The sequence below is a fragment of the Rahnella sp. JUb53 genome, from assembly GCF_004346065.1.
Lineage (GTDB): Bacteria > Pseudomonadota > Gammaproteobacteria > Enterobacterales > Enterobacteriaceae > Rahnella > Rahnella variigena.
In genome coordinates this window covers 68,697-90,857 of sequence record NZ_SLYT01000014.1, presented here as the reverse complement: position 1 = coordinate 90,857, position 22,161 = coordinate 68,697, and the positions used below count along the sequence as shown (strand labels likewise).

Here is a 22,161-nt window from a genome sequence, read left to right as displayed (position 1 = left end):
CGTTTCGTTAATTAACGACGGCCTTCAGCGATGGCAGTCACTGCCTGAATCTCTGCGGCTTCCTGCTCTTGTTGCTCCTGACGGTCACGAACGTCGAGGATCTGATTAGTGATCAGGCCTTCTTCGATTTCGCGCAGGGCAATAACGGTGAATTTATCGTTTTCTTCAGCGACCAGTGGATCTTTACCACCAGATTGCAGCTGGCGTGCGCGACGAGCAGCCACCAACACCAGGTCAAAACGGTTACCAATTTTCTCAACAGCGTCTTGAACAGTTACGCGTGCCATATATGTGCTACTCCACAGGGTGACGAAAGACTGGGCATAATACTGAAAGTGACTTCAGTCTGCCAATAGTTTGGTGATTAATCCGTCATGACGGAGCCGCTGACGGCTCAGACGCAGACGTTCGGCGCGAATAATGGTTTTTAAATCCGATAACGCCAGATCAAAATCATCATTCACAATTAAATAGTCGTATTCAGCAAAGTGCGTCATTTCCGCAACAGCTTGTGCCATACGTTTTGCGATAACGTCTTCGCTGTCCTGACCACGGCCACGCAGGCGGCGGTCAAGTTCATCTTTTGATGGCGGCAATACAAAAATACTGCGTGCCTGAGGCATTTTTTTCCGGATTTGCTGAGCGCCTTGCCAGTCGATATCCAGGAAAACATCCACACCAGAAGCTAAAACCTGCTCAATGGTTTCACGCGAAGTGCCGTAGTAATTACCGAAAACTTCTGCGTGTTCTAAAAAGGCATCACGTTCAATCATCTCGCGAAACTCTTCTTTAGAGACAAAGAAGTAATGTTCGCTGTGTTTCTCGCCCGGTCGCATTGAACGGGTGGTATGAGAAATAGAAACCTGTGTGTCGTAGAGCGGTTGTGTTTTAAGTAAAGCCTGAATCAGACTTGATTTACCTGCTCCACTAGGGGCGGAGACAATATATAGCGTGCCTTGAACCATGATGACGTTTCAACTGAATGGGTTGATAGGAAGTATGCGAAGAGTGATCTCTCGCACAGTATACACGCTCGCCGCATTCGGTGCAGTGCCCAGACGTATTTCATCGCAACTTCGCACGGGAACATAGCCTTTCTTTGTCGATTTACGTGCCGTCTTCCACAATTTTTTTTCGTTACAGCAACTCACTAAATAACGGTGAATGCATCTCGCAGGAATCAAAAATGCGACTGGCAGAAGATATCTCTGCGGCGTTTACTGGCGCCCACAAGGAGGTGCTTATGCGCCAGCTCATCATTATCAGTCTGTTATTTATCCATTTTTCTTCTCTAAGCGCTGAGTTGTCTGAGCGTGCATGTCCTGCCTGGCCAGCGACACATCTGGAAAAGGAAACCCGTCAGCTCACGGCCCAACTCGCACAATGGGACACCGCTTACCATCAGTCAGGCATCAGCCCGGTTGAGGATTCGGTCTATGACAATTTACGCCAGAAACAGAGTTTTTGGCTGCAATGTGCTGGTCAGGTACTTCCTGCACCAGTGATCCCCCGCGCAGAAGATGCTATTTCCGTTCATCCGGTTTCTCATACCGGGCTGAATAAAATGAAAGACAAGCAAGCTGTTGCATACTGGATGAAGGGGCGTAAAAACCTTTGGGTGCAGCCCAAAGTAGATGGCGTAGCAGTGACGCTGATTTACCGATACGGGCACCTCGCCGCGTTGCTCAGCCGCGGTGATGGTGAAAAAGGACAAAGCTGGACGGCAAAAGCTGCATTGATTCCGGCTATAACCCTGACTATTCCCGACCTGGCACCTCAACTGGTGTTACAGGGCGAGCTCTATCTGAAGATGACCGGTCATCAGCAAAGTGCTGATGGCGGCGTGAATGCGCGATCGAAAGTCGCGGGGGCAATGCTGCGCACTTCGGCCTCTGACATATTGAATCAGCTGGGTATTTTCATCTGGTCGTGGCCGGATGGTCCGCTCAGTATGAGCTCGCATCTCGGGAAACTCAGCCAGTTCGGTTTTCCTGTGGTTTCTCAATACACACTGCCCGTGAAATCTGTTGATGAAGTCGCTAAATGGCGTGATACCTGGTTTCTCCGGCGACTGCCTTTTGCGACCGATGGCGTCGTCATCCGTCAGGAAGAGGAGCCTGCGGGAAAATATTGGAAAAATAAGCCAGCGACCTGGGCTGTGGCGTGGAAATATCCACCGGTAAGACAGCTCACAGAAGTCGCGGGTATCACGACGACTATCGGGCGAAGCGGGAAAGTCACCATCATTCTGAATCTGAAAAGCCTCAGGCTGGACGACAAATGGGTGAATAAGGTGAATGTGGGATCCATAAATCGTTTCAAAAATTGGGATGTGCTCCCGGGAGACCAGGTGGCCATTACACTGGCCGGGCAAGGGATCCCGCGTCTTGACGAAGTTGTGTGGCGCGTGAGTGAGCGCAAGGGGCTGCAACTGCCAGACCCACAGCAATACAACGCGCTTTCTTGTTTCACGCCTGAGCCTGGTTGCGCGCAGCAGTTCCTATCCCGGCTGGTCTGGCTCAGCGGACCAGAAGCGCTGGATATGGCCGGATTTGGCGGGGCAACCTGGCAAAAACTGCTCGATGCTCGTCCTGCTGATTCGCTGGTCAGCTGGTTAGATATTACCGAAAAAGAGATGGCTGCGGTTCCGGGCATTGGTGTTAAACAGGCTCAAAAGCTGATGGCCCAGATTTCCCTGACGCGGGAAAAAGATTTTCGCCACTGGCTTTCAGCAATGGGATTTCCAACATTTGCACTGAAATTTGCAGAGCGCCAGCATTCCTGGAACCAGCTGAAAGCAATGACCTCGCCGGAGTGGGAAGCAACAGCAGGAATCGGGAAAACGCGGGCGAACCAGATTTTTGAGTTTATTCATCACCCGCAGGTGATGGCAATCGCCGGGGCATTAAGGCAGGCGCATTTGCCTGCCTTTCAGTGAGCTATAAAAACCGGGTTAATGGTCCGAATGCGGATAATTGAAGACAGGCAATCCAAGGCGGAACCGTAATGCAATCAGGCGAGCAATAAACCCGACCAGCAGGGTAATGATTACCACCAGATTGTGCGGTAACGAGAAATATTGCAGGCCGATATACACCCAGGCAGAGGCAAATGAAACGCCTGCATATATCTCTTTCTGGAAGACCAGTGGGATCTGATTACACATCATGTCCCTCAGGACGCCACCGAAAACGCCGGTGATGACTGCGCAAACTGAAGCGATGATAGGACCATGTCCCATATCGAGCGCCACTTGTGTTCCGATAATAGAAAACACCACCAGCCCCAGCGCATCCAGTACCAAAAAGAGCCGGCGCAGGTGTTGCATAAGCGGTGCAAGCCAGGTGGTCATGAGTGCGGCGACGGCCACAATGACAATGTATTCCGGATGCTTAACCCACCCCAAAGGATAGTGCCCCAGCAGCATATCGCGGACAGAGCCGCCACCAATTGCCGTCGCTGATGCGATAATAATGACGCCAAAGGAGTCCATTTTACGCCGCCCGGCAGCAAGAGCACCGGTCATAGCCTCTGCGGTGATCCCAATAATATAAAGAACAGTGAGTAACATCGATGTGCGCCAGACGAATCAGTAATGAGAAAGCGATAGCCGCGTAGAGTAATGAGTTTCCCATTGCCTCTCGACTGAGTTTTTCTTTTGCATTGATTTTGAAATTACTAAATCTAATGCGATTACCCCTGAAACTTGCCTGTGTAAAAGGGTGGGTAAGAATGTCGGGTTATTTTAGATTAGAAAAATCGCAATTGCTTGTTACTTTAGCCTTCCTTTTACTCTTTGTGTACGCCCGACATTCTTATCAAAGGTGAATTTTCTCTGTTTATAAGTTACGATTATTTAAAATCGTCACTCATTGACGCACTGCATAATAGTTTTATCTGCCCGGAGGCGTGTATGAAACCCGATATTCCGGTTGCGTTAACACAGCGTGGACCTGCCGGGCACGAACGGCGTGAGCAAATCATTGATGCTGCTTTCGAGCACTTTCGCCTTTATGGGTTTGCCAAAACGTCGGTTGCCGATCTGGCAAAGTCGATTGGCGTTTCAAGTGCTTATATCTATAAGTTTTTTGAGTCTAAACAGGCTATTGGCGAAGCTATTTGCTCGCAACGTGTTGGGCAGATAGATGAAGCACTCCTGTTGATTGCACAAAGCGACCAAAGTGCGACTCTGCGCCTGAGATCTATTTTTAAAACGCTGCTGACACGTAGTCTGGATCTCTTTTTCCAGGATCGGAAATTACATGATCTGGCCGCGACAGCAGCGGCTCAGCAATGGAAATCGACACTAAATCACCGGGCAATGATGTACAGCATTGTTGAGAAAGTGGTCACAGACGGGCGCGAATCTGGTGAGTTTGAGCGTAAAACGCCGCTGGATGAGGTTTGCATGGCAATCACCAGCGTGACCACGCCGTTTTCGCACCCGTTGTTGCTGGAACAAAAAACGCCGGAACAACTGGAAGAGCGCGTTCAGGCGATTACCAGCCTGGTTCTGCGCAGTCTGGCAAAATAGCCATAACGAAATTTTTGGTTACGGGTTTACAAAATCGTAATTCGTCACATACTGTCAGCCTTATTATCAGAAACCCGTTTCTGGCCGGTTCATCAAAGCGCCCGCAGAAACTTAAGTCCTAAACAGACAGAGAGGAATATTTATGTCTCATCGTCGAGTAGTTATAACCGGCATGGGGGCTGTGAGTCCTCTGGGCTGTGATATCGAAACGATCTGGAAGCGCCTGCTGGCCGGTCAGTCCGGTATCCGAGTTTTACCGGAAGAGATTGTTGAAACCCTGTCCGTGAAAATTGGTGGTCAGGTACAAACCAAAGAACAGGACCCTGAGTCAGGATTCGATCCGGACCAGTTCGTGGTGCCCAAAGACCAGAAAAAAATGGACCGTTTCATTCTATTCGCGATGGCTGCTGCTGATATGGCCGTTGCTGATGCGGGCTGGAAAGCAGAAACGCAGGAACAGCAGGAACGTACCGCAACGGTAATCGGTTCCGGTATCGGTGGTTTCCCGGCGATTGCGCATGCTGTACGTACTAACGATAGCCGTGGCGCTAAGCGTTTGTCCCCGTTCACGATCCCTTCATTCCTGGTAAATCTGGCGTCTGGTCAGGTTTCCATTAAGCATCAGTTCAAAGGCCCGATTGGCGCACCGGTAACGGCTTGCGCGGCAGGTGTTCAGGCGATTGGCGATGCTGTACGTTTGATTCGTAATGACGAAGCGGATGTTGCGCTTTGTGGCGGTGCAGAAGCGGCTATCGATACTGTGAGTTTGGGTGGTTTTGCTGCGGCGAAAGCGATGTCCACCGGCCATGAAGATCATCCGGAAAAAGCTTCCCGCCCGTTCGACAGCGCGCGTGATGGTTTCATCATGGGCGAAGGTGCGGGCATGCTGGTGATTGAAGAGCTGGAACACGCGAAAGCCCGTGGTGCGAAAATTCTGGCTGAGATTGTCGGTTACGGCACCAGCGGTGACGCTTACCATATGACTTCGGGTGCGGAAGATGGCAACGGCGCGGGTCGCGCCATGAAAATCGCGCTGCGTCAGGCGGGTATCCAGCCTTCAGATGTCCAGCACCTGAATGCTCATGCCACCTCTACCCCGGTGGGGGATCTGGGTGAAATCAATGCGATTAAAACCCTGTTCGGCACCGACGGTAAGCTGGCGGTGACATCCACCAAATCTGCGACCGGGCATCTTCTGGGCGCGGCTGGTGGTCTGGAAACCATCTTCACCATTCTGGCTGTACGCGACCAAATTGTTCCTCCGACGCTGAATCTGGAAAACAAAGATGAAGCAGCTGCAGGTCTGAACATTGTCGGTAATACCGCGCAGAAACATGAGATTACCTATGCCCTGTCAAACGGCTTCGGTTTCGGTGGCGTGAACGCCTGCGTACTGCTGAAACGCTGGGAAAACTAATTTCCCTCGCTGTTAAAGCATAAAAAAACGCCTCGGGTTGTGATGACCGGAGGCGTTTTTTTTGTGCCGTGAGGCAATGAACCTGTTGTCGTTATTTTTTATTCAGACGCTTTGCGGCTGATTCAATTTGCCTGATGCTGTGTTCCGGAGCGGGGAGATTTTCCGGCATGGCTCCGCCTAATTCTTCGATAGTTTGGCGAACTTTTCTACCCACATCGAAATGTGTCTGGTTAGCATTTTGCTTTGATTTTACCTCATCGCGCCGCAACTTCTCTTCTGTCTGAGTTGCTCTGAACAAGTTGGCGGCCAGTTCGGTTGATCCCATATAGTCGAGGATCTTTTGGCTCTTTTTGAGTCCTTTTCGCTGATGGATAGCCTTTTGGTCTAATCCGCCATACAGCCCCTGATAGCCATGATTCTGAAACACGGCAAAATCCAGAGTGGTTTCTACGCCGGCCTGTTGAGCGACTTCGACTAATTGTTTGTTATGCTCTTTTAGCTCGTTACGCAGGAACAGACGCTTTTCATCTTCCCTGAGTCGCTTAAAGTTTTCATCATCAGCTAATTCTTGCCGTCTGGTTTGCAGAGCAAAGTAAGTCTGTCCTGCAGCGATGACGGGTTTGCCGGGATCACCATTTTGGACAACCAGATAACATGCGTATCTCGACAGATGAACGTCATCTAATTCACGCAATGCTGTTGAACCAAGAGTAACCATTTTGGTGGCGTTAACGAAATGGTCTGCTATCTCCTGATTACTTGTCTCACAGGCTTGCATAGCTCTGGATAGAACCTTCTGGAAATTCCTCCAGTCTTTATAATTCAATAAAGAGGACAGGTCTCTTGCTGACCAATACTCACTTCCATTTTCGTTGTTCAGACGAAGTTTTTCAAAAGGTTGATGGTGTTCGTTCATGCCAATCTCCATATTGCAAATGATACAGCTGGCCAGAACAAGGGAATGGCTAGCGCGTTTTAAGGCGCCTTCATGATAACTCCTGAGAATAAAAAAAAGCCCGCCAGGATGCGGACTTTCTAATGTTAGTAAGACTTAATAATACGCTTTGACGTTTTACTCGATATTCTGGATCTGCTCGCGCATTTGCTCGATCAATACTTTCAGCTCAATGGCGGAAGTCGTGACATCGGCGTTGATGGATTTAGACGCCAGCGTATTCGACTCGCGGTTAAATTCCTGCATCATGAAATCAAGACGACGGCCAACGGCTTCTTCCTTCTTCATGATTTTGTGCGTTTCTTTGACGTGTGCTTCCAGACGGTCCAGCTCTTCTGCAACATCAACACGCTGCGCCATCAGCACCAGTTCCTGCTCCAGACGGGTGTTTTCCAGCTGTACCTGGGCATCTTCCAGCTTGCTGACCAGACGTTCGCGCTGCCATTGCAAAATGTTTGGCATCTGGGCACGAACCTTGATCACCTCAGCACTGACACCGTCGAGACGTTGCTCGATCATGGTTTTCAGCGCGGCACCTTCGCTTTCACGGGCGCTGATGAAATCGTCGAGCGCAGTTTCCAGAGCCACCAGTAATTCGTTGCTGATAGCATCCAGATCCTGTTCTTCGGCCAGCATGACGCCCGGCCAGCGCAGAACTTCCAGCGGATTGATTTCACCTTCGTCACTTTGCATTTTTACCCATTGCGCGGCTTCAACCAGCTGTTTAGCCAGCTTTTCATTGAGCTGCAATGTGCTCTGTGCGCCCGGATCGAGATCAAAACGCAGATTACATTCGACTTTACCGCGGGTCAGGCGAGAACGAATACGCTCACGGACGACCGGCTCCAGGCTGCGGAATTGCTCGGGCAGACGGATGTAAGTTTCGAGATAACGTTGGTTTACCGAGCGGAGTTCCCACGCTGCGCTGCCCCAGTCACCCTTAATTTCGCGTCGGGCATAAGCGGTCATACTTCTGATCATGTATGCGTACCTGTTAATGTAAAGATGCAGCGATTATAGCCGTGCCGTGCCGGTCATGATAGGCATTACCTCGCGAAGTCCGTATAATGCGCAGCCAAACATGATTCGCGACCCGGAGAACTATCCATGCGTCCAGCAGGCCGAAATGCACAACAAGTGCGCCCCGTAACACTGACCCGCCATTACACTAAACACGCTGAAGGTTCCGTGCTGGTGGAGTTTGGTGATACCAAAGTGCTGTGTACCGCCACTGTGGAGGAAGGTGTTCCGCGTTTTCTGAAAGGTCAGGGACAAGGTTGGATCACCGCTGAGTACGGCATGTTGCCGCGTTCTACCCACACGCGTAATGCGCGTGAAGCTGCAAAAGGCAAGCAAGGCGGCCGTACGCTGGAAATTCAGCGTCTGATTGCCCGTTCCCTGCGTGCTGCTGTCGATCTGAAAAAGTTGGGTGAGTTCACCATTACCCTCGACTGCGACGTGTTGCAGGCTGACGGTGGTACGCGTACTGCGTCCATCTCTGGTGCGTGTGTGGCTCTGGCCGATGCGCTGAATGCGCTGGTGGCTGCGGGTAAACTGAAAGCTAACCCGATGAAAGGCATGGTTGCCGCGGTGTCTGTCGGTATCGTTAAAGGCGAAGCGCTGTGTGACCTTGAGTATGTTGAAGATTCGGCAGCTGAAACCGATATGAACGTCGTGATGATGGAAGATGGGCGCATGATTGAGGTGCAGGGCACCGCAGAGGGCGAGCCATTCAGTCATGAGGAGCTACTCGGTTTACTGGCCCTCGCCCGAGGGGGCATCGACACTATCTTCCAGGCGCAGAAAGCGGCGCTGGCGGAATAATTTTTTAAGGCGACTGAGAAGTCGCCTTTTTTATGGCCTGCGGGCTGACAATTAGAAATAAGACATTATCGAGGAGACCATCAATGAAAGCCTATCAGCGCCAGTTTATTGAGTTCGCACTGAACAAACAGGTTTTGAAATTCGGCGAATTTACCCTGAAGTCAGGACGCATCAGCCCTTACTTCTTCAATGCTGGTTTGTTTAATACCGGCCGTGATCTGGCGTTACTGGGACGTTTTTATGCCGAAGCATTGGTGGATTCTAAAATTGATTTCGATTTAGTGTTTGGCCCGGCTTATAAAGGGATCCCAATCGCGACGACCACGGCGGTTGCGCTGGCTGAGCACCATGAGCGCGATGTGCCATACTGCTTTAACCGCAAAGAGGCCAAAGACCACGGCGAAGGCGGTTTGCTGGTAGGCAGTCCGTTGCAGGGGCGCGTCATGCTGGTGGATGATGTGATCACCGCCGGGACGGCTATCCGTGAATCGATGGAAATCATCAATGCCAATAACGCCACTCTGGCAGGTGTGCTGATTTCTCTGGATCGTCAGGAACGCGGACGCGCAGACATCTCCGCCATTCAGGAAGTTGAACGCGACTATCATTGCAAAGTGATTTCAATTATTACGCTGGCCGACCTGATTGAATATCTGGAAGAAAAAGCGGAAATGGCTGACCATCTGGCTGCTGTGCGGGCTTACCGGCAGGAGTATGGCGTTTAATATCGGGTAAAACTTCATAAGGCAGGGATGTCATGACACAAATTGAAGCGGGCAGCAAAGCATGGATGCCTTCCCGGGCGGCAGAGTTTCTCTGTCGCCAGACGCAGCACCTGGTCAGAAGCCGCATCCTGACGCCAGCGGAATGCCAGCGTATTTATGATTTTTTTGGTGTCCGGCCTGATTATCCGGAATGGCGAAAATTTCTGGTCCCGTTACTCTCGCTGCTGGGTTTGTTGTCGCTGGTCGCGGGTGCCGTCTTTTTTGTCGCCTGGAACTGGGCAAATATGCCGAAGATGGCAAAATTTGCGCTGGCAGAGTTATTGATCGTTGCGCTTGCCGTCGTAGTCTGGTGGCGCTGGTATGACGGACTTGCACGCAGCGCCTTGCTGGCGGCCGGCCTCAGTTTTGGTGCGCTGTTTGCCCTCTATGGCCAAATTTATCAGACGGGCGCCGACAGCTGGGAGTTGTTCAGAGCCTGGTTGTTTGTTTTCCTGCCTTTAGCCGTCATCGGCCGACAGAACAGTCTGTGGTTCTGCTCCTGGTTACTTGCCAATCTTACGTTTCAGCTCTATTACGCTACGGTGTCAATGTCTTTGCTGGACAGCGCGGCAATCGACGGTCTCGACTATTTCCCTGCAACTGCGCTCTACAGCTATCTGATTGTGCAGATATTGTGTCTGGTCACGCGTGAAGTGCTTGCCCTGCAAACCATAAAACACAATCCTCAGTCCTGGCTTGCCAGTCGCTGGTTCTCCCGCGTAATGGCTGGTTTTCTGCTGTTGATGCTGACGTCCATCGTGGCGGGAAATATATCCGGCTGGAGCTACGGTAACCATCATCCCTTTATTACCGCGTTATGGCTGGTTGTTTTGCTGGCGGGATACTCCTTCTACCGCTATCGCCATCCTGATCTTTGCATGCTGACGCTGGGGGCGGTCAGTTTAGCTGCCGTTGGATGCGTATTGATCATGCAAATGTTCGACAGTTCTTACGATGTGGGTGGCCTGTTTATGCTGGGCTGTCTGATGGCTTTATGGCTGACGGGATGTGGTGCCCTGATGCTCTACTGGCGGCGTAAACTCTATGAGCGCCAGCCGGTCGAGGTTTCCTCCACGGAGATAGCTTTACTGACGGAGCAATTACGTCAGCATCATTTGCTTAATCAGACGCAAATTGAAGAGATTCAGCAATACGATCACTCCTCTCACCTTCCCTGGTATCTGCGGCTGACGCTGGGTGTCGGTGGCTGGGTGGCGGCGATGATTATTTTACTTCTGCTGATACTGGTGCTGTATGTTGTCGGCCTGCTCAATGATCCCAACGCTGCCACGGTGATTATCCCTTCGCTGCTCCTTGCCTTTGTCGCGGGCGGACTTTTGCGCGTACAGGGCGTGAGCAAGCATCATATCGGGCTGGCATGGGCGATAGCGGCAACCTGTGGCCTCTGCTTTGGTTTCTATATTCTCTTTGAGCCTGGTTGGGAAATGTCTTTCCTGGTGGGCTCGCTCTGTTCATTGCCTGTGCTTGCGTTGATGGCGCTGGCCATGTCAGATCGTACTTTCCGCTTTATGGCGATAACCGCGCTGACATTTTTGCTAATCCTTTCCGGCAATTTACTGGCTGGCATGTATTTACCGCCGGCCGCCAGTTTTTGGACAGTGTCAGCGCTGGTCGCTGCCATAGTGATTTTCTGGCTGTGGATTATCAGAGAACAAATTAACCTAAAAGCCACATCATGGGCTGATGCGGTTTCTCCTTTCCTCTGGGGTATTCCTTCCGGCCTGGTATTGCAGTGTTTTTCCGGTATTAATTCCTCGCTTCTCTTCGATTTTTTCTGGCAGCCAGCAGGGTATTTCACTCTTTCGCAGGGTACCGGCACAGGCATTGCCGCAGGTTTAATACTGGGGTGTTTGTATCAGACTGGGGTGAAAAAGATGCCATCAGCCATGCTGTATCTGGCGGCGGCGGTTTTGTGTGGTGCCGCAGCCTTTTATGCGCCGGGGATCGGCCTGGGCCTGTGGTTGTTACTGATGGCCCGTTATCAGGGAAGTCAGGGGATTTTAGCCGCGAGCGGCTGTTTTTTGGCGCTGTATGTCATTGACTGGTATTACTTCCTCGGCGTCAGCTTATTGCATAAATCTCTTCTGATGTTTGTCACAGGCGTGGTGTTGCTGGCGCTGGTATTTGCAGCCAAAAAGCTGATCTCCGCGCGTAAGGAGCAAACTTATGCGAACCGGTAATCTGAGAAAATGGCTGGCAGGATTGGTGATACTGCTGACGCTGACCGCAGTGAATACGGGTATCTGGCAAAAAGAGCAGGTGCTTAAACAGGGCGCGGTGATGATATTGCAGCTTGCGCCGGTTGATCCGCGTTCCCTGATGCAGGGGGATTACATGGCTCTCAATTATTCCATAACGCGATCTTTGCAGGAGGAGTTTTACCAGCAACGTCAGGTTTGTGATTCTGTTCCACAGACCCCGTGTCTGCCTGTCAGTGGCAAAATTATTGTGACCGTTAATGCACAGCGGCAGGTGACTCAGGCGCGGTTTGATAGTGGTGAGCCTTTGAAGCCTGATGAACTGCGGGTTAACTATCACATGAAGTCCGGAATGCTGACTGTGGGGACTGATGCTTACTTTTTCCAGGAAAGTCACGGTGAGCGTTTCGCCAGCGCGCGTTATGGTGCATTTCGGGTAGGGGAAGACGGGTCGGCATTACTGACTGCGATGCTGGATAAAAATGGAAAAATGATTCAGCCGTAACGGAAAAACAAAAGGGCCTTTCGGCCCTTTTTGATATCTGACATTTGTCGCTGCGTCGTGTTTTTATTGCAACTGAGCGGAGATAAGCGGCCAGCGGGTATCGAAGTCTTGCGTCGGTTTGTACTTGAATTCAGAGCGTACAAAGCGTGACAGCATCCCTTCGCAAAATGCCAGTAACTGGCTGGCGAGCAGGGTTTCATCACTGATAAACCCGCTGCCTTCACGCATTTTCTTTTCCCGCAAAACCTGACGCAATTGCGCTTCGATTCGCTCGAACAGCTGGTTGATGCGACCTTGCAGGCGGTCCTGTTCAAACATCAGGGCATGACCGGTCATGATGCGGGTTAATCCCGGATTACGTTCGGCAAAACCTAAAATCAGCAGCAAAATCAGACGGATTCTGTTTAGCGTATCTTTTTCATCCTGCAGGATGAGATTGATACGAGTGATCAGACTGTCTTCGATAAACTCGATTAAACTGTCAAACATCCGCGTTTTACTGGGAAAATGACGGTAAAGAGCTGCTTCTGAAACACCTACACTGGCGGCAAGCTTTGCGGTTGTGATCCGCTGGCTGCCATCGCTGGACTGAAGCATTTGCGCTAACGCCTGCAAAATCTCTTCGCGCCTGTTCCTTTTTGTCGTTTCTTTCTCTGCCATGTCTGAATAGACCCTTGCTAAAAAACGGCTAAAACCATGGAGAAACCGCACAACTGCCGCATGAATCGCTGTGATCCTGCGGCTTATTTCGTTCCCTTCGCGTTGTTACGGTCTGATAGTGATAAGGATCTGTTCAATATCGCGTCAAAATCTGCGGTGCTGAACAGGTTCTTATTGGCGACCTGAGTGGCCAAAGCCCCCTTCGCCGCGTTCACTGGCGTCAAAATCTTCCACCAGATTGAATTCTGCCTGAACCACAGGGACAAATACCATCTGAGCAATGCGCTCGCCCGGTTCAATAATAAATGTGGTCTGACCGCGGTTCCATACCGATACCATCAGCTGGCCCTGATAATCAGAGTCGATAAGACCGACCAGATTGCCCAGCACGACGCCGTGTTTATGGCCCAGACCGGAGCGCGGCAAAATCACCGCCGCCAGATTAGCATCACCAATATGGATAGCCAGACCAGTTGGCAGCAGCGTAGTTTCACCCGGTTTCAGTTCTACAGACGCGTCCAGACAGGCGCGTAAATCCAGACCCGCAGACCCTGGTGTTGCGTAAGCCGGTAAAGGGAAAGTCGAACCGATGCGCGGGTCGAGAATTTTAATGTCGATTTTTTTCATCATAACGGCTGACAATCTCTTCTAATAAACGTTGACCAAGCAGGGACTTATCGCTGAGCGGTAAAATTTTATCCCCGTCCTGCCAAAAAAGATGCAGGGCATTGGAATCACTGTTGAAACCCTGCCCGGCAAGTGAAACATCGTTAGCGCAGATCAGATCCAGATTCTTGCGGATCCTTTTTTGCCGCGCGTATTCTTCCACATTCTGGGTTTCAGCGGCAAACCCCACAACGTATGGCCGGTTCTCTGTCATGGCGGCAACGCCCGCGACAATGTCGGGGTTTTTCACCATTTTCACAGTGATTTCATCGCCTTGCTTTTTGATTTTCTCATCAGCAATAATTTCTGCGCGGTAATCAGCCACGGCAGCGCAGGAAATAAAAATATGCTGAGAACCCGCAGAAAGCTGCACCGCTTTTTGCATTTCCAGCGCACTTTCCACATCAATCCGGCGGACGTTAGGCGGTGTCGGCTGGGTGACTGGTCCGGCGATTAGCGTAACCTGCGCACCGCGTTCAGCGGCGGCTTTGGCAATCGAAAAACCCATTTTGCCGGAACTGTGATTACTGATGAAACGGACAGGATCCAGCGGCTCACGGGTCGGACCTGCGGTCACCATCATGTTCAGATGGGCCAGATCGTTGCGCGAAGAGAAATGCGCGTTTGCCATATCAACAATCACCAGCGGATCGAGCATGCGTCCCGGACCTACGTCGCCACAAGCCTGACTGCCGCTGTCAGGGCCCCACAACAACGTGCCCCGCGCCGCCAGGCTTTGCAGATTTTCCTGCGTGACGGCAGCGCGATACATTTGCTGATTCATCGCAGGGAGCACCGCGACCGGCGCGGCTGTCGCCAGACAAACCGTCGTCAGCAGATCATTCGCCATACCGGCATTCATGCGGGCCAGCAAATCCGCCGTGGCGGGGGCGATAATCACTAAATCAGCCCATTTTCCTAACTCAATGTGACCCATTGCCGCTTCAGCTGCGGGATCAAGCAGGTCGTCGGAAACCGGATAGCCAGAAACAGCCTGCAGGCTCAGCGGAGTCACAAAGGATTTCGCCGCTTCTGTCATAACGACGCGAACTTCAGCGCCTCTTTCACGTAAGCGACGTACCAGTTCTGGTGCTTTATAGGCAGCGATACCACCGCTGATACCGAGCACAATATGTTTGCCGGAAAGTCCCGTCATCATCATTGTCCGATTGGTTGAAAGCTGGAAGAAGCGACATTTTAGCATAACGCGCAATGATGACAGCTATTGGCGATGCTCCGTTACCGGAGCAATAAAAATTCTGCGTAATGTCTCGCAAGCTGACTAGGTGGAAATCACGACGGCTATGGCGTTGTGCCACAATCCAGGTCAATTAAGGAGTCAGGATGACGAAACGACAAGAGCCCTGGCCGGGCGTGATGCCGCCGCGGGAGAAATTATTGCAGCAAGGTGCGAAAGAGCTGACGGATCAGGAGCTGCTGGCGATTTACCTGCGCACCGGATGCCGGGGATTGCATGTGATGGAACTGGCAAAGAATCTGCTGGAAGAGTTCGGTTCATTGCATCAGTTGCTGATGGCCGATTTTGACGCGATGGCCCGCACGAAAGGGATGGGCGTCGCCAAGTTTTCCCAGCTGGTCGCGGTCTCCGAATTATCACGTCGAGCCTATTTACGTCATTTGAGTGCTGAAAATGCGATGCTCAGCCCGGAGGTTATCAGAGAATATTTGCAGAATTTGCTCGTTTTTCGGGAAAGAGAGGTGTTTCTGGTACTTTTTCTCGACAACCAGCATCGCGTTATTCGCCATGAGGAGATGTTTGCTGGTACTATTGGGCACGTAGAAGTGTATCCCCGCGAAATTGTTCGTGGTGCGATGAAGGTTAATGCGGCAGCCCTAATTCTGGCGCATAATCACCCATCCGGTCGGGCTGAGCCCAGCCTGATGGACAGAAAAGTGACTGAACAGATTATTCGAGCGTGCCAGCTGCTTGAGATTCGTGTCCTCGACCATTTGGTTGTAGGTCACGGAGAAACGGTATCTTTTGCCGAGCGTGGTTGGATTTAGCCTTGTTTTTTGAAGATCCTTTGGGATCTTTAGCTGTTCGGGACTTGAGCACTTACGCTACAGAGCGTATACTACGCCACCTTTGAGAATCTTGGGTTTGGCGATAAGAGCCTATCTCAGCAGGTTTCTAACCTGATGAATTGGTTTTTACCCGACGACAGTGAGTCGGTTCTCAGTGGAGTTTGCTGAGATGGGCTCTAAAAGCCTGACGAGGCGGCCATACCCTATACGAAGCTCGAGCTGATTTGATTTTTGGAGAATAGACATGTCCCGAGTCTGCCAAGTTACTGGCAAGCGCCCGGTGAGCGGTAACAACCGTTCCCACGCAATGAACGCGACCAAACGCCGTTTTCTGCCGAACCTGCACTCCCACCGTTTTTGGGTTGAGGCTGAGAAGCGCTTTGTAACTCTGCGTGTATCTGCTAAAGGTATGCGTGTTATTGATAAGAAGGGTATTGAGACGGTCTTGGCCGATCTGCGTGCCCGCGGTGAGAAGTATTAAGGAACTGCATCATGGCTAAAGGTGTTCGCGAGAAGATCAAGCTGGTTTCTTCTGCTGGTACTGGTCACTTCTATACCACCACGAAGAACAAGCGTACTAAGCCGGAAAAATTGGAACTGAAGAAATTCGATCCAGTTGTCCGTCAACACGTGATCTACAAAGAAGCTAAAATTAAATAATTTTAGTGGATTGCTAAAAACCCGGCTCCGGCCGGGTTTTTTATTGCCTGAATTTCGGGATTTCCATTCACAGCGACTTTTATTTGCCTGATGTCGGTGTCTGCGACACACTCTGAACACGATTCTGCTAAGGGAGAAATTAATGCCGGAATTACCTGAGGTTGAAACCAGCCGCAGAGGGATTGAACCCTATCTGAAAGGTCACACGATACTCCATGCTGTCGTACGCAATCCGCGTTTACGCTGGCCTGTCTCGGCGGAGATCTTAGCGTTAAGCGATCAGCCTGTTCTGAGTGTTCAGCGTCGCGCTAAATATCTGCTGGTCGAGCTGAAAACCGGATGGATCATCATTCATCTGGGTATGTCTGGCAGTTTACGGGTGTTGCCGGAAGAGACTGAGCCGGGCAAACATGACCACGTCGATCTGGTGATGGATACCGGCCACGTGCTGCGTTATACCGATCCGCGCCGTTTTGGTGCCTGGTTATGGTCTTCTGATCTGGCGGCCAGCAATGTCCTGGCGCATCTCGGTCCTGAACCGCTGAGCGAAGATTTCACGGCAGATTATCTGTTTGAGAAATGCCGCACGAAAAAATCACCAATCAAACCCTGGCTGATGGACAATAAACTGGTGGTCGGCGTGGGGAATATCTATGCCAGTGAATCCTTATTTGTTGCCGGGATTTCACCTGACAGACCCGCGCATTCGCTCAAACGTGATGAAGCGGAGTTGCTGGTCAGAACTATCAAAGCAGTACTGTTGCGTTCGATTGAACAGGGCGGGACGACGCTGAAAGACTTTTTACAGTCAGATGGAAAGCCGGGATATTTTGCGCAGGAATTGCAGGTGTATGGAAGGGCTGGCGAGCTTTGCCGGGCATGTGGTACGCCGATTGAGAGTAAGAAACACGCTCAGCGCACCACGTTTTTCTGCCCGAACTGCCAGCGTTAACGCTTGATTCAGGCGCTGATTTTTTCCATCAGTGCCTGAGTGATAACCTGTGGCAGGAAAGGCGTGATGTCGCCACCGTGGCGTGCCACTTCTTTGACCAGAGAAGAAGAGATAAACGACCATTCTTTCGATGGCATCATGAACACACTTTCCAGCGTCGGCAGTAAATGCCGGTTCATGTTCGCAAGCTGCATTTCATATTCAAAATCAGACACAGCACGTAATCCACGAACCAGCACGTTAGCGCCCTGAGCTTTGGCAAAATTCGCCATCAGATCGCTGAATCCAATCACTTCAACATTATCCAGATGCGACGTCACTTGTATCGCCAGCGCCACGCGCTCATCCAGCGAGAACATCGGTTTTTTTCCTGGGCTGGCCGCAATCGCAAGAATAACATGGTCAAACATCAGTGCCGCACGTGTGACGATATCAAGATGCCCGTTGGTCATCGGGTCGAACGTGCCGGGATAAATTGCCTTAGTGCTCATGACGGCTCACTTTTGCAGTTGATGGCTGAGTGCCCACAGGGCGGCATACTTATTGAAGGTATATTGTGCATTGACGCCTGCCAGTATCAACCCCTGCTTACCATCCAGAAAGCCAGCGCGGAGGATCCAGGTTTTCATGAATGCACCCAGCGTGTGCGAAATAATCGAGAAGAAGCTGCACTTACGCCCTTGCTGATGACGTTGTTCTGCCCACGCCTGCGCATAACTGAGCTGTTTACGCTGGAAAGCGAAAAGGTCACGACAGGTGAGATGCTGGAGATCGCCTTGCAATGGCACGACCACAGCACTCCCGGTGTTCAGTGATTCATGAACCAGATCGTCGTTATAACTGAATGTGGAAGGATACAACCGGTTCACGCGATCCGGATACCAGCCGCTGTGGCGCATGAATCTTCCGAGAAAAAGATTACTGCGCCCGAGGCTATAAACGGTGTTTTCCTGCGGAGTATTCAGGACATTTTCAATCGACTGGCGCAATTCCGGCGTTACACGCTCGTCGGCATCGATCATCAATATATAGTCGCCGGTGGCGTGACTTTGTGCCCGCTGGCGTTGTTTGCCGAACCCCGGCCAGTCGGTATTTTGAAATACTTTTGCGCCAAAATTGCGGGCGACATCCTGAGTTGCATCTTTGCTGCCGGAGTCGAGCAGAATAATTTCATCCGCCCATGCGACTGATTCAAGGCATTCCGGCAACAAACCGGCTTCATCACGCGCAATCAGTACAACGGATAAACGTTTTTTATCAGCCATTAATGACTCCGGACAGGCAGATAAGGCTCCAGTAAATGCAGCAGACGTTGTAACGCCCCCTGATTTTGATGCAGAACTTCAACGGCGTGACGCCCATAATACAAACGATAGTCTTCGTCAGTCAGCAGGGTCGAAATTTCTTTCACCAGCGATGCAGTATCCGTCACCGTAATGAGACCGTCGTCCTGAGCCAGCTTGGCGCAAATGTCTTTGAAATTAACGGTGTGCGGCCCCATCAGTACCGGGATGGCGTGTGCGGCGGCTTCAAGCGGGTTATGACCACCGCGATCGACCAGACTGCCGCCGACAAATGCCAGGTCAGCAATGCCGTATAGCAGCATTAATTCGCCCATGGTATCGCCGATCACCACCTGAGTGGTCGAGGAAGGCACTTCCCCGGAGCTGCGCTGAATGAATGAAAGTCCTGCTTTACGCGTCAGTTCACAGGCCACCGGGAAACGTTCCGGATGGCGGGGAACCAGAATCAGCAGCAAGTTAGGATGCGCTTTCAGCAGCTCTTTGTGTGCTTCCAGCAGCAGAGTTTCTTCACCTTCATGCGTGCTGGTAGCTATCCAGACCTGACGGCGTGATGCCCATTGACTGCGTAGCGCAATGGCTTTTGCCGCCAGTTCAGGTGTCACGGAGATATCGAATTTCAGGCTACCGGTGACAGCGAGCTGATTTCGTTTCAGGCCTAAGGAGAGGAAACGTTCACCGTCTTCCTGGTTTTGCGCGGCAATCAGCGTGATACGTTGCAAAATGGTACGAATGAATTTGCCCAGCTTCTGATATCCCTTTGCCGAACGGGCTGAAAGGCGTGCATTGGCGATAACCAGCGGGATCTGGCGACGGTGCAGGGCACTGATCAGATTCGGCCACAACTCGGTTTCCATGATGATCACCAGCTTAGGGTTTACTTCATCAAGAAAACGATTTACCGATCCTGCCAGATCATAAGGCAGATAGACGTGATGCACACCTTTGCCAAAGGCCGACTGAACGCGCTCCGAGCCGGTCGGGGTCATTGTCGTGACGGTAATTGGCAAGGAAGGATAGCGATGACGTAAAGCGCGGACTAAAGGAATGGCTGCCAGTGTTTCGCCCACGGAAACGGAATGCAGCATAATGCCACCGGACACAACCTTCCCTTTGCAGAAGCCATAACGTTCAGCCCAGCGTTTACGGTATGCAGGAGACTTCCGGCTGCGCAACAGTAAACGGATCCAAATCAATGGCTGAATTAAATATATGATTATATTATAAAAAATATTCATCTTTTATCAGGCGTTGCATAAGGGAAAGTCAATTTCATATAGCGAAAATAGTCCCGGCGGATAGATGGGCACATGTTACCAGATAAGTGTGATCGACTCATCATGTCAGCGCGAATGGCATCAGGCCAGCAACGAGTAATAAAGTGCAACTAATTGTTGTGAAAGGTTTTTTGGACTGCAAGGGAGAATACGCTCTCTGGCTGCATTTCCCATCTCAGCATTTTCCCGTCGGGAAGGAATTTTCTTCACGAATTCACTGAGTTTTGCCACATCCAGCGCATCACAAACAAACCCTTCATATCCTTCCCTGATGAATTCAGCACCGCCACATGTCTGGCTGGTGATCACCGGAAGGCCGCAGGCCATCGCTTCAAGAATCACGTTAGGAAACGGGTCATACAACGTCGGTAAAATCATTCCATCAACTGCGTGATAGAAAGGGAGAACATTGTTTTGTACGCCGGCGAAACGGACTCTTTCCAGACATCCTGCCTGCTTCGCCAGAGATTCATACTTCTTCTGGTCTTTATCCTGTCCGACAACGATGAGATAGCGGTCACTGGCGGCAATGGCTTCTATCGCGGGTTTAAGCCCCTTACGCTCGAAGCCTGAACCCACGTAAATCAGGGCAACAGCGCCGGCAGGGATAGAAAGTGTTTCGCGCGAGGCATTGCGTTGCTCGTCAGTTGCAGGAATAAACTTTTGCGAGTCGATAGCATTATAAATAACCTCGAACCGGCTCTCATCGACCCCGTAACAACGCATGATGTCGCGTTTTACCATTTCAGAATTACAGATGATTTTTTTCAATTCCGGCGAATGGAACATCGTTTTTTCGGCTTGCAGGACATAGCGGTGGTAGGGACTGATTTGCGTAAGGAAACGCTGAAAAGGGGAAATGACGCGTGCCCTTTGTTCCAGCCAGACGCGATGTGCGCCGTCTCCTGCACGGAAAATATCGCAACCCGGAATGCGCTCATGACTTTGGACGATATCGAAATGTTCCTGCTTCCAGCATTGCTGTGCGGCGGCGGCAAAGCCTTTTTCCCTTGAAACGCGACCGTATTTTGCCGGGTTACAAATATGAATTTTCCATTTTGGATTAGGCTTGCCTTCCCACTGACGGGTGATGATGTTCAGGTCAATATTCTGATCATCCAGGGCTTCCAGCGCACGAGATATAAAACGTTCTGCACCGCCATCCGGGCGATACTTTTGTCTGACAATTGCTAAACGAATACTTTTTGTCTGGTCAGCAGAATCAGTCATGCAGATAACTCCTGGCGGCATCAATAACATCGCTGACCGGAATAGCATGCAAATAACGCTGTTGGGTTTTTGTGTCGATAGAATCCGGCGCGGGCAGCGGGGCGTAATCTCCGGCCCACAGGGTCGTATTGTTATTACCCCAGGGGCGCCAGTGCTGCATTTTCGTCGGACCGAACAACGCCACGCAAGGTGTATTCAGGGCTGCTGCCATGTGCATCGGCGCAGAATCAACACCGATAAAAAGTTTTGCACCGTCAATCATGGCGGCCAGTTGCGTCAGCGACAACTGCCCGGCAACAGAAATAACCTGAGGGTTGTGAGTGAGATCCTGGATTTTACGCACCATATCCCGTTCTTTTTTATCAGGACCCGCGGTCATGACAATCGTAAGACCTGTATCTGCGAGGCCATCAATGACGCTGGCAAATTTATCATCATCCCAGCATTTGAACGTCCAGCGTGAGGTCGGCTGAATCACGATGTATCCGCCGGTGACATGATGTTTGAGAAGCAACTGCTGGCAAAAAGCCTTGTCACTTTCTGAATAATGCATCGAGGTTTGGGCATTCTCCACCGGGATCCCAAGCGGAGATAAAATCGACATATTTTGTTCAACGGTATGCAAAATACTGTGATTTTCAGTCGTCACTAACGCTGTATGGCCAGCCCGCCAGACCGGAGAACGGCGTTTTTTATAGTCAAAACCCAGCCGGACTTTTGCCCCCGTAAACAAAGAAAGTAGCGCACTCCGCCACTGATCAGCCAGGTTGATCACCAGATCATAATGCCGTGCGCGAACGGCTTTCAGCAGCTGATATTCTTGCTGTAACTGATAGCGGATCCCTTGCTTTTTCCATGTTCTGTCAATGACATGAATGTGTGAAAGCGACGGATGTTCGCTCAGAATAGGGCGGGTTTCTTTATAGAGAAGCACATCAATTTCAGCATCAGGATAATGCTGGCGCAGTCTGTTTATCACTGGTGTTGTGAGCACCATATCTCCGTGATGACGGAGTTTCACCAGCAAAATTCGTCTGGGGATAAAGGCTGCGTACTTGGCTTCTGAGTTAGGCATTCTATTATCTGATATTAGAATATAGTGAATAGATTTTAGGTGAAGAATCCTATGCTGTGAAGTTATTTATCTGCCT

At 50.9% G+C, this 22,161-nt stretch carries 24 protein-coding genes; 11 read left to right on the top strand and 13 right to left on the bottom strand.

Annotated elements, in window-relative coordinates; translation table 11 throughout:
- Nucleotides 1–11: 11 nt before the first annotated feature.
- Together rpoZ and gmk are read right to left on the bottom strand one after the other, a co-directional pair.
- Entirely contained in the window at nt 12–287 is a 276-nt protein-coding gene (gene rpoZ, locus EC840_RS23410) for a DNA-directed RNA polymerase subunit omega (protein WP_015699238.1), read from the bottom strand.
- Nucleotides 288–341: 54 nt separating this feature from the next.
- Nucleotides 342–965: a guanylate kinase gene (gene gmk, locus EC840_RS23405; RefSeq protein WP_112289301.1), complete on the bottom strand. Its 624-nt coding sequence runs from the start codon at nt 963–965 to the stop codon at nt 342–344.
- A gap of 221 nt (nt 966–1,186) precedes the next feature.
- Here gmk and ligB point away from each other — a divergent pair, with 221 nt between their 5' ends.
- Nucleotides 1,187–2,938, top strand: coding sequence for an NAD-dependent DNA ligase LigB (gene ligB, locus EC840_RS23400; protein ID WP_243701116.1), 1,752 nt, complete (start codon nt 1,187–1,189; stop codon nt 2,936–2,938).
- A 15-nt stretch (nt 2,939–2,953) separates the two neighbouring features.
- Here the strand turns inward: ligB and EC840_RS23395 are convergent, their stop codons facing one another.
- Entirely contained in the window at nt 2,954–3,571 is a 618-nt protein-coding gene (locus tag EC840_RS23395; protein ID WP_112289302.1) for a trimeric intracellular cation channel family protein, read from the bottom strand.
- Nucleotides 3,572–3,913: 342 nt separating this feature from the next.
- On the opposite strand from EC840_RS23395, the gene EC840_RS23390 reads away from it, so the two are divergent.
- Nucleotides 3,914–4,534, top strand: coding sequence for a TetR/AcrR family transcriptional regulator (locus EC840_RS23390; RefSeq protein WP_112289303.1), 621 nt, complete (start codon nt 3,914–3,916; stop codon nt 4,532–4,534).
- 142 nt (nt 4,535–4,676) lie between these two features.
- Nucleotides 4,677–5,951, top strand: coding sequence for a beta-ketoacyl-ACP synthase II (gene fabF, locus EC840_RS23385; RefSeq protein ID WP_112289304.1), 1,275 nt, complete (start codon nt 4,677–4,679; stop codon nt 5,949–5,951).
- A gap of 91 nt (nt 5,952–6,042) precedes the next feature.
- Here the strand turns inward: fabF and dinD are convergent, their stop codons facing one another.
- Together dinD and EC840_RS23375 are read right to left on the bottom strand one after the other, a co-directional pair.
- The gene (dinD, locus tag EC840_RS23380; protein WP_132967236.1) at nt 6,043–6,867 is read right to left on the bottom strand and encodes a DNA damage-inducible protein D; all 825 of its coding nucleotides are present in this window, start codon (nt 6,865–6,867) and stop codon (nt 6,043–6,045) included.
- Between the two features lie 156 nt (nt 6,868–7,023).
- Nucleotides 7,024–7,887, bottom strand: a complete 864-nt coding sequence (locus tag EC840_RS23375) for a YicC/YloC family endoribonuclease (protein ID WP_112289305.1) — start codon at nt 7,885–7,887, stop codon at nt 7,024–7,026.
- Between the two features lie 126 nt (nt 7,888–8,013).
- Here EC840_RS23375 and rph point away from each other — a divergent pair, with 126 nt between their 5' ends.
- From rph to EC840_RS23355, 4 genes are all read left to right on the top strand, one after another.
- Nucleotides 8,014–8,730 carry a ribonuclease PH gene (gene rph, locus EC840_RS23370; RefSeq protein ID WP_013577632.1) on the top strand — a complete coding sequence of 239 codons (717 nt, stop codon included), beginning with the start codon at nt 8,014–8,016 and terminating at the stop codon, nt 8,728–8,730.
- A gap of 83 nt (nt 8,731–8,813) precedes the next feature.
- Complete coding sequence (gene pyrE, locus EC840_RS23365; RefSeq protein ID WP_113877644.1) at nt 8,814–9,455, top strand: orotate phosphoribosyltransferase; 642 nt, start codon at nt 8,814–8,816, stop codon at nt 9,453–9,455.
- A gap of 32 nt (nt 9,456–9,487) precedes the next feature.
- Nucleotides 9,488–11,695 carry a DUF2157 domain-containing protein gene (locus EC840_RS23360; protein WP_132967234.1) on the top strand — a complete coding sequence of 736 codons (2,208 nt, stop codon included), beginning with the start codon at nt 9,488–9,490 and terminating at the stop codon, nt 11,693–11,695.
- The gene (locus EC840_RS23355) at nt 11,682–12,218 is read left to right on the top strand and encodes a GDYXXLXY domain-containing protein (protein WP_132967232.1); all 537 of its coding nucleotides are present in this window, start codon (nt 11,682–11,684) and stop codon (nt 12,216–12,218) included. The genes EC840_RS23360 and EC840_RS23355 overlap by 14 nt, the downstream gene beginning before the upstream one ends.
- Nucleotides 12,219–12,281: 63 nt before the next feature.
- Here EC840_RS23355 and slmA read toward each other — a convergent pair whose 3' ends face one another.
- The 3 genes from slmA to coaBC form a co-directional block, all read right to left on the bottom strand.
- On the bottom strand, nt 12,282–12,878 hold the full coding sequence (gene slmA, locus EC840_RS23350; protein WP_013577628.1) for a nucleoid occlusion factor SlmA: 597 nt from the start codon (nt 12,876–12,878) through the stop codon (nt 12,282–12,284).
- 171 nt (nt 12,879–13,049) lie between these two features.
- Nucleotides 13,050–13,508: a dUTP diphosphatase gene (gene dut, locus EC840_RS23345; protein WP_015699226.1), complete on the bottom strand. Its 459-nt coding sequence runs from the start codon at nt 13,506–13,508 to the stop codon at nt 13,050–13,052.
- Nucleotides 13,486–14,703, bottom strand: a complete 1,218-nt coding sequence (gene coaBC / locus EC840_RS23340; protein WP_132967230.1) for a bifunctional phosphopantothenoylcysteine decarboxylase/phosphopantothenate--cysteine ligase CoaBC — start codon at nt 14,701–14,703, stop codon at nt 13,486–13,488. Before coaBC ends, dut begins: the two co-directional genes overlap by 23 nt.
- 185 nt (nt 14,704–14,888) lie before the next feature.
- Here coaBC and radC point away from each other — a divergent pair, with 185 nt between their 5' ends.
- The 4 genes from radC (at nt 14,889) to mutM (ending at nt 17,202) form a co-directional block, all read left to right on the top strand.
- Complete coding sequence (gene radC / locus EC840_RS23335) at nt 14,889–15,569, top strand: DNA repair protein RadC (RefSeq protein WP_112289310.1); 681 nt, start codon at nt 14,889–14,891, stop codon at nt 15,567–15,569.
- A 265-nt stretch (nt 15,570–15,834) separates the two neighbouring features.
- Complete coding sequence (gene rpmB / locus EC840_RS23325) at nt 15,835–16,071, top strand: 50S ribosomal protein L28 (protein WP_004931195.1); 237 nt, start codon at nt 15,835–15,837, stop codon at nt 16,069–16,071.
- A gap of 11 nt (nt 16,072–16,082) precedes the next feature.
- Nucleotides 16,083–16,250, top strand: coding sequence for a 50S ribosomal protein L33 (rpmG, locus tag EC840_RS23320; protein WP_004392084.1), 168 nt, complete (start codon nt 16,083–16,085; stop codon nt 16,248–16,250).
- 142 nt (nt 16,251–16,392) lie between these two features.
- Complete coding sequence (gene mutM / locus EC840_RS23315) at nt 16,393–17,202, top strand: bifunctional DNA-formamidopyrimidine glycosylase/DNA-(apurinic or apyrimidinic site) lyase (protein WP_129637804.1); 810 nt, start codon at nt 16,393–16,395, stop codon at nt 17,200–17,202.
- A gap of 8 nt (nt 17,203–17,210) precedes the next feature.
- Here the strand turns inward: mutM and coaD are convergent, their stop codons facing one another.
- The 5 genes from coaD to rfaQ form a co-directional block, all read right to left on the bottom strand.
- Nucleotides 17,211–17,693: a pantetheine-phosphate adenylyltransferase gene (gene coaD / locus EC840_RS23310; RefSeq protein WP_113877640.1), complete on the bottom strand. Its 483-nt coding sequence runs from the start codon at nt 17,691–17,693 to the stop codon at nt 17,211–17,213.
- 6 nt (nt 17,694–17,699) lie between these two features.
- Nucleotides 17,700–18,467 (bottom strand): glycosyltransferase family 2 protein, encoded by a 768-nt coding sequence (locus EC840_RS23305; RefSeq protein ID WP_132967228.1) that lies wholly within the window; start codon nt 18,465–18,467, stop codon nt 17,700–17,702.
- Nucleotides 18,467–19,741, bottom strand: coding sequence for a lipid IV(A) 3-deoxy-D-manno-octulosonic acid transferase (gene waaA / locus EC840_RS23300; protein ID WP_112289314.1), 1,275 nt, complete (start codon nt 19,739–19,741; stop codon nt 18,467–18,469). The genes EC840_RS23305 and waaA overlap by 1 nt, the downstream gene beginning before the upstream one ends.
- A 120-nt stretch (nt 19,742–19,861) precedes the next feature.
- Nucleotides 19,862–21,010 (bottom strand): glycosyltransferase family 4 protein, encoded by a 1,149-nt coding sequence (locus tag EC840_RS23295; RefSeq protein ID WP_132967226.1) that lies wholly within the window; start codon nt 21,008–21,010, stop codon nt 19,862–19,864.
- Nucleotides 21,003–22,085 carry a putative lipopolysaccharide heptosyltransferase III gene (gene rfaQ, locus EC840_RS23290; protein WP_113877637.1) on the bottom strand — a complete coding sequence of 361 codons (1,083 nt, stop codon included), beginning with the start codon at nt 22,083–22,085 and terminating at the stop codon, nt 21,003–21,005. The genes EC840_RS23295 and rfaQ overlap by 8 nt, the downstream gene beginning before the upstream one ends.
- Nucleotides 22,086–22,161: the final 76 nt, after the last annotated feature.

Excerpts from the sequence above, each read along its gene's own strand:
- rpoZ (WP_015699238.1), bottom strand. The coding sequence starts at position 287 with ATGGCACGCGTAACTGTTCAAGACGCTGTTGAGAAAATTGGTAACCGT.
- gmk (WP_112289301.1), bottom strand. The coding sequence starts at position 965 with ATGGTTCAAGGCACGCTATATATTGTCTCCGCCCCTAGTGGAGCAGGT.
- ligB (WP_243701116.1), top strand. The coding sequence starts at position 1,187 with ATGCGACTGGCAGAAGATATCTCTGCGGCGTTTACTGGCGCCCACAAG.
- EC840_RS23395 (WP_112289302.1), bottom strand. The coding sequence starts at position 3,571 with ATGTTACTCACTGTTCTTTATATTATTGGGATCACCGCAGAGGCTATG.
- EC840_RS23390 (WP_112289303.1), top strand. The coding sequence starts at position 3,914 with ATGAAACCCGATATTCCGGTTGCGTTAACACAGCGTGGACCTGCCGGG.
- fabF (WP_112289304.1), top strand. The coding sequence starts at position 4,677 with ATGTCTCATCGTCGAGTAGTTATAACCGGCATGGGGGCTGTGAGTCCT.
- dinD (WP_132967236.1), bottom strand. The coding sequence starts at position 6,867 with ATGAACGAACACCATCAACCTTTTGAAAAACTTCGTCTGAACAACGAA.
- EC840_RS23375 (WP_112289305.1), bottom strand. The coding sequence starts at position 7,887 with ATGATCAGAAGTATGACCGCTTATGCCCGACGCGAAATTAAGGGTGAC.
- rph (WP_013577632.1), top strand. The coding sequence starts at position 8,014 with ATGCGTCCAGCAGGCCGAAATGCACAACAAGTGCGCCCCGTAACACTG.
- pyrE (WP_113877644.1), top strand. The coding sequence starts at position 8,814 with ATGAAAGCCTATCAGCGCCAGTTTATTGAGTTCGCACTGAACAAACAG.
- EC840_RS23360 (WP_132967234.1), top strand. The coding sequence starts at position 9,488 with ATGACACAAATTGAAGCGGGCAGCAAAGCATGGATGCCTTCCCGGGCG.
- EC840_RS23355 (WP_132967232.1), top strand. The coding sequence starts at position 11,682 with ATGCGAACCGGTAATCTGAGAAAATGGCTGGCAGGATTGGTGATACTG.
- slmA (WP_013577628.1), bottom strand. The coding sequence starts at position 12,878 with ATGGCAGAGAAAGAAACGACAAAAAGGAACAGGCGCGAAGAGATTTTG.
- dut (WP_015699226.1), bottom strand. The coding sequence starts at position 13,508 with ATGATGAAAAAAATCGACATTAAAATTCTCGACCCGCGCATCGGTTCG.
- coaBC (WP_132967230.1), bottom strand. The coding sequence starts at position 14,703 with ATGATGACGGGACTTTCCGGCAAACATATTGTGCTCGGTATCAGCGGT.
- radC (WP_112289310.1), top strand. The coding sequence starts at position 14,889 with ATGACGAAACGACAAGAGCCCTGGCCGGGCGTGATGCCGCCGCGGGAG.
- rpmB (WP_004931195.1), top strand. The coding sequence starts at position 15,835 with ATGTCCCGAGTCTGCCAAGTTACTGGCAAGCGCCCGGTGAGCGGTAAC.
- rpmG (WP_004392084.1), top strand. The coding sequence starts at position 16,083 with ATGGCTAAAGGTGTTCGCGAGAAGATCAAGCTGGTTTCTTCTGCTGGT.
- mutM (WP_129637804.1), top strand. The coding sequence starts at position 16,393 with ATGCCGGAATTACCTGAGGTTGAAACCAGCCGCAGAGGGATTGAACCC.
- coaD (WP_113877640.1), bottom strand. The coding sequence starts at position 17,693 with ATGAGCACTAAGGCAATTTATCCCGGCACGTTCGACCCGATGACCAAC.
- EC840_RS23305 (WP_132967228.1), bottom strand. The coding sequence starts at position 18,467 with ATGGCTGATAAAAAACGTTTATCCGTTGTACTGATTGCGCGTGATGAA.
- waaA (WP_112289314.1), bottom strand. The coding sequence starts at position 19,741 with ATGAATATTTTTTATAATATAATCATATATTTAATTCAGCCATTGATT.
- EC840_RS23295 (WP_132967226.1), bottom strand. The coding sequence starts at position 21,010 with ATGACTGATTCTGCTGACCAGACAAAAAGTATTCGTTTAGCAATTGTC.
- rfaQ (WP_113877637.1), bottom strand. The coding sequence starts at position 22,085 with ATGCCTAACTCAGAAGCCAAGTACGCAGCCTTTATCCCCAGACGAATT.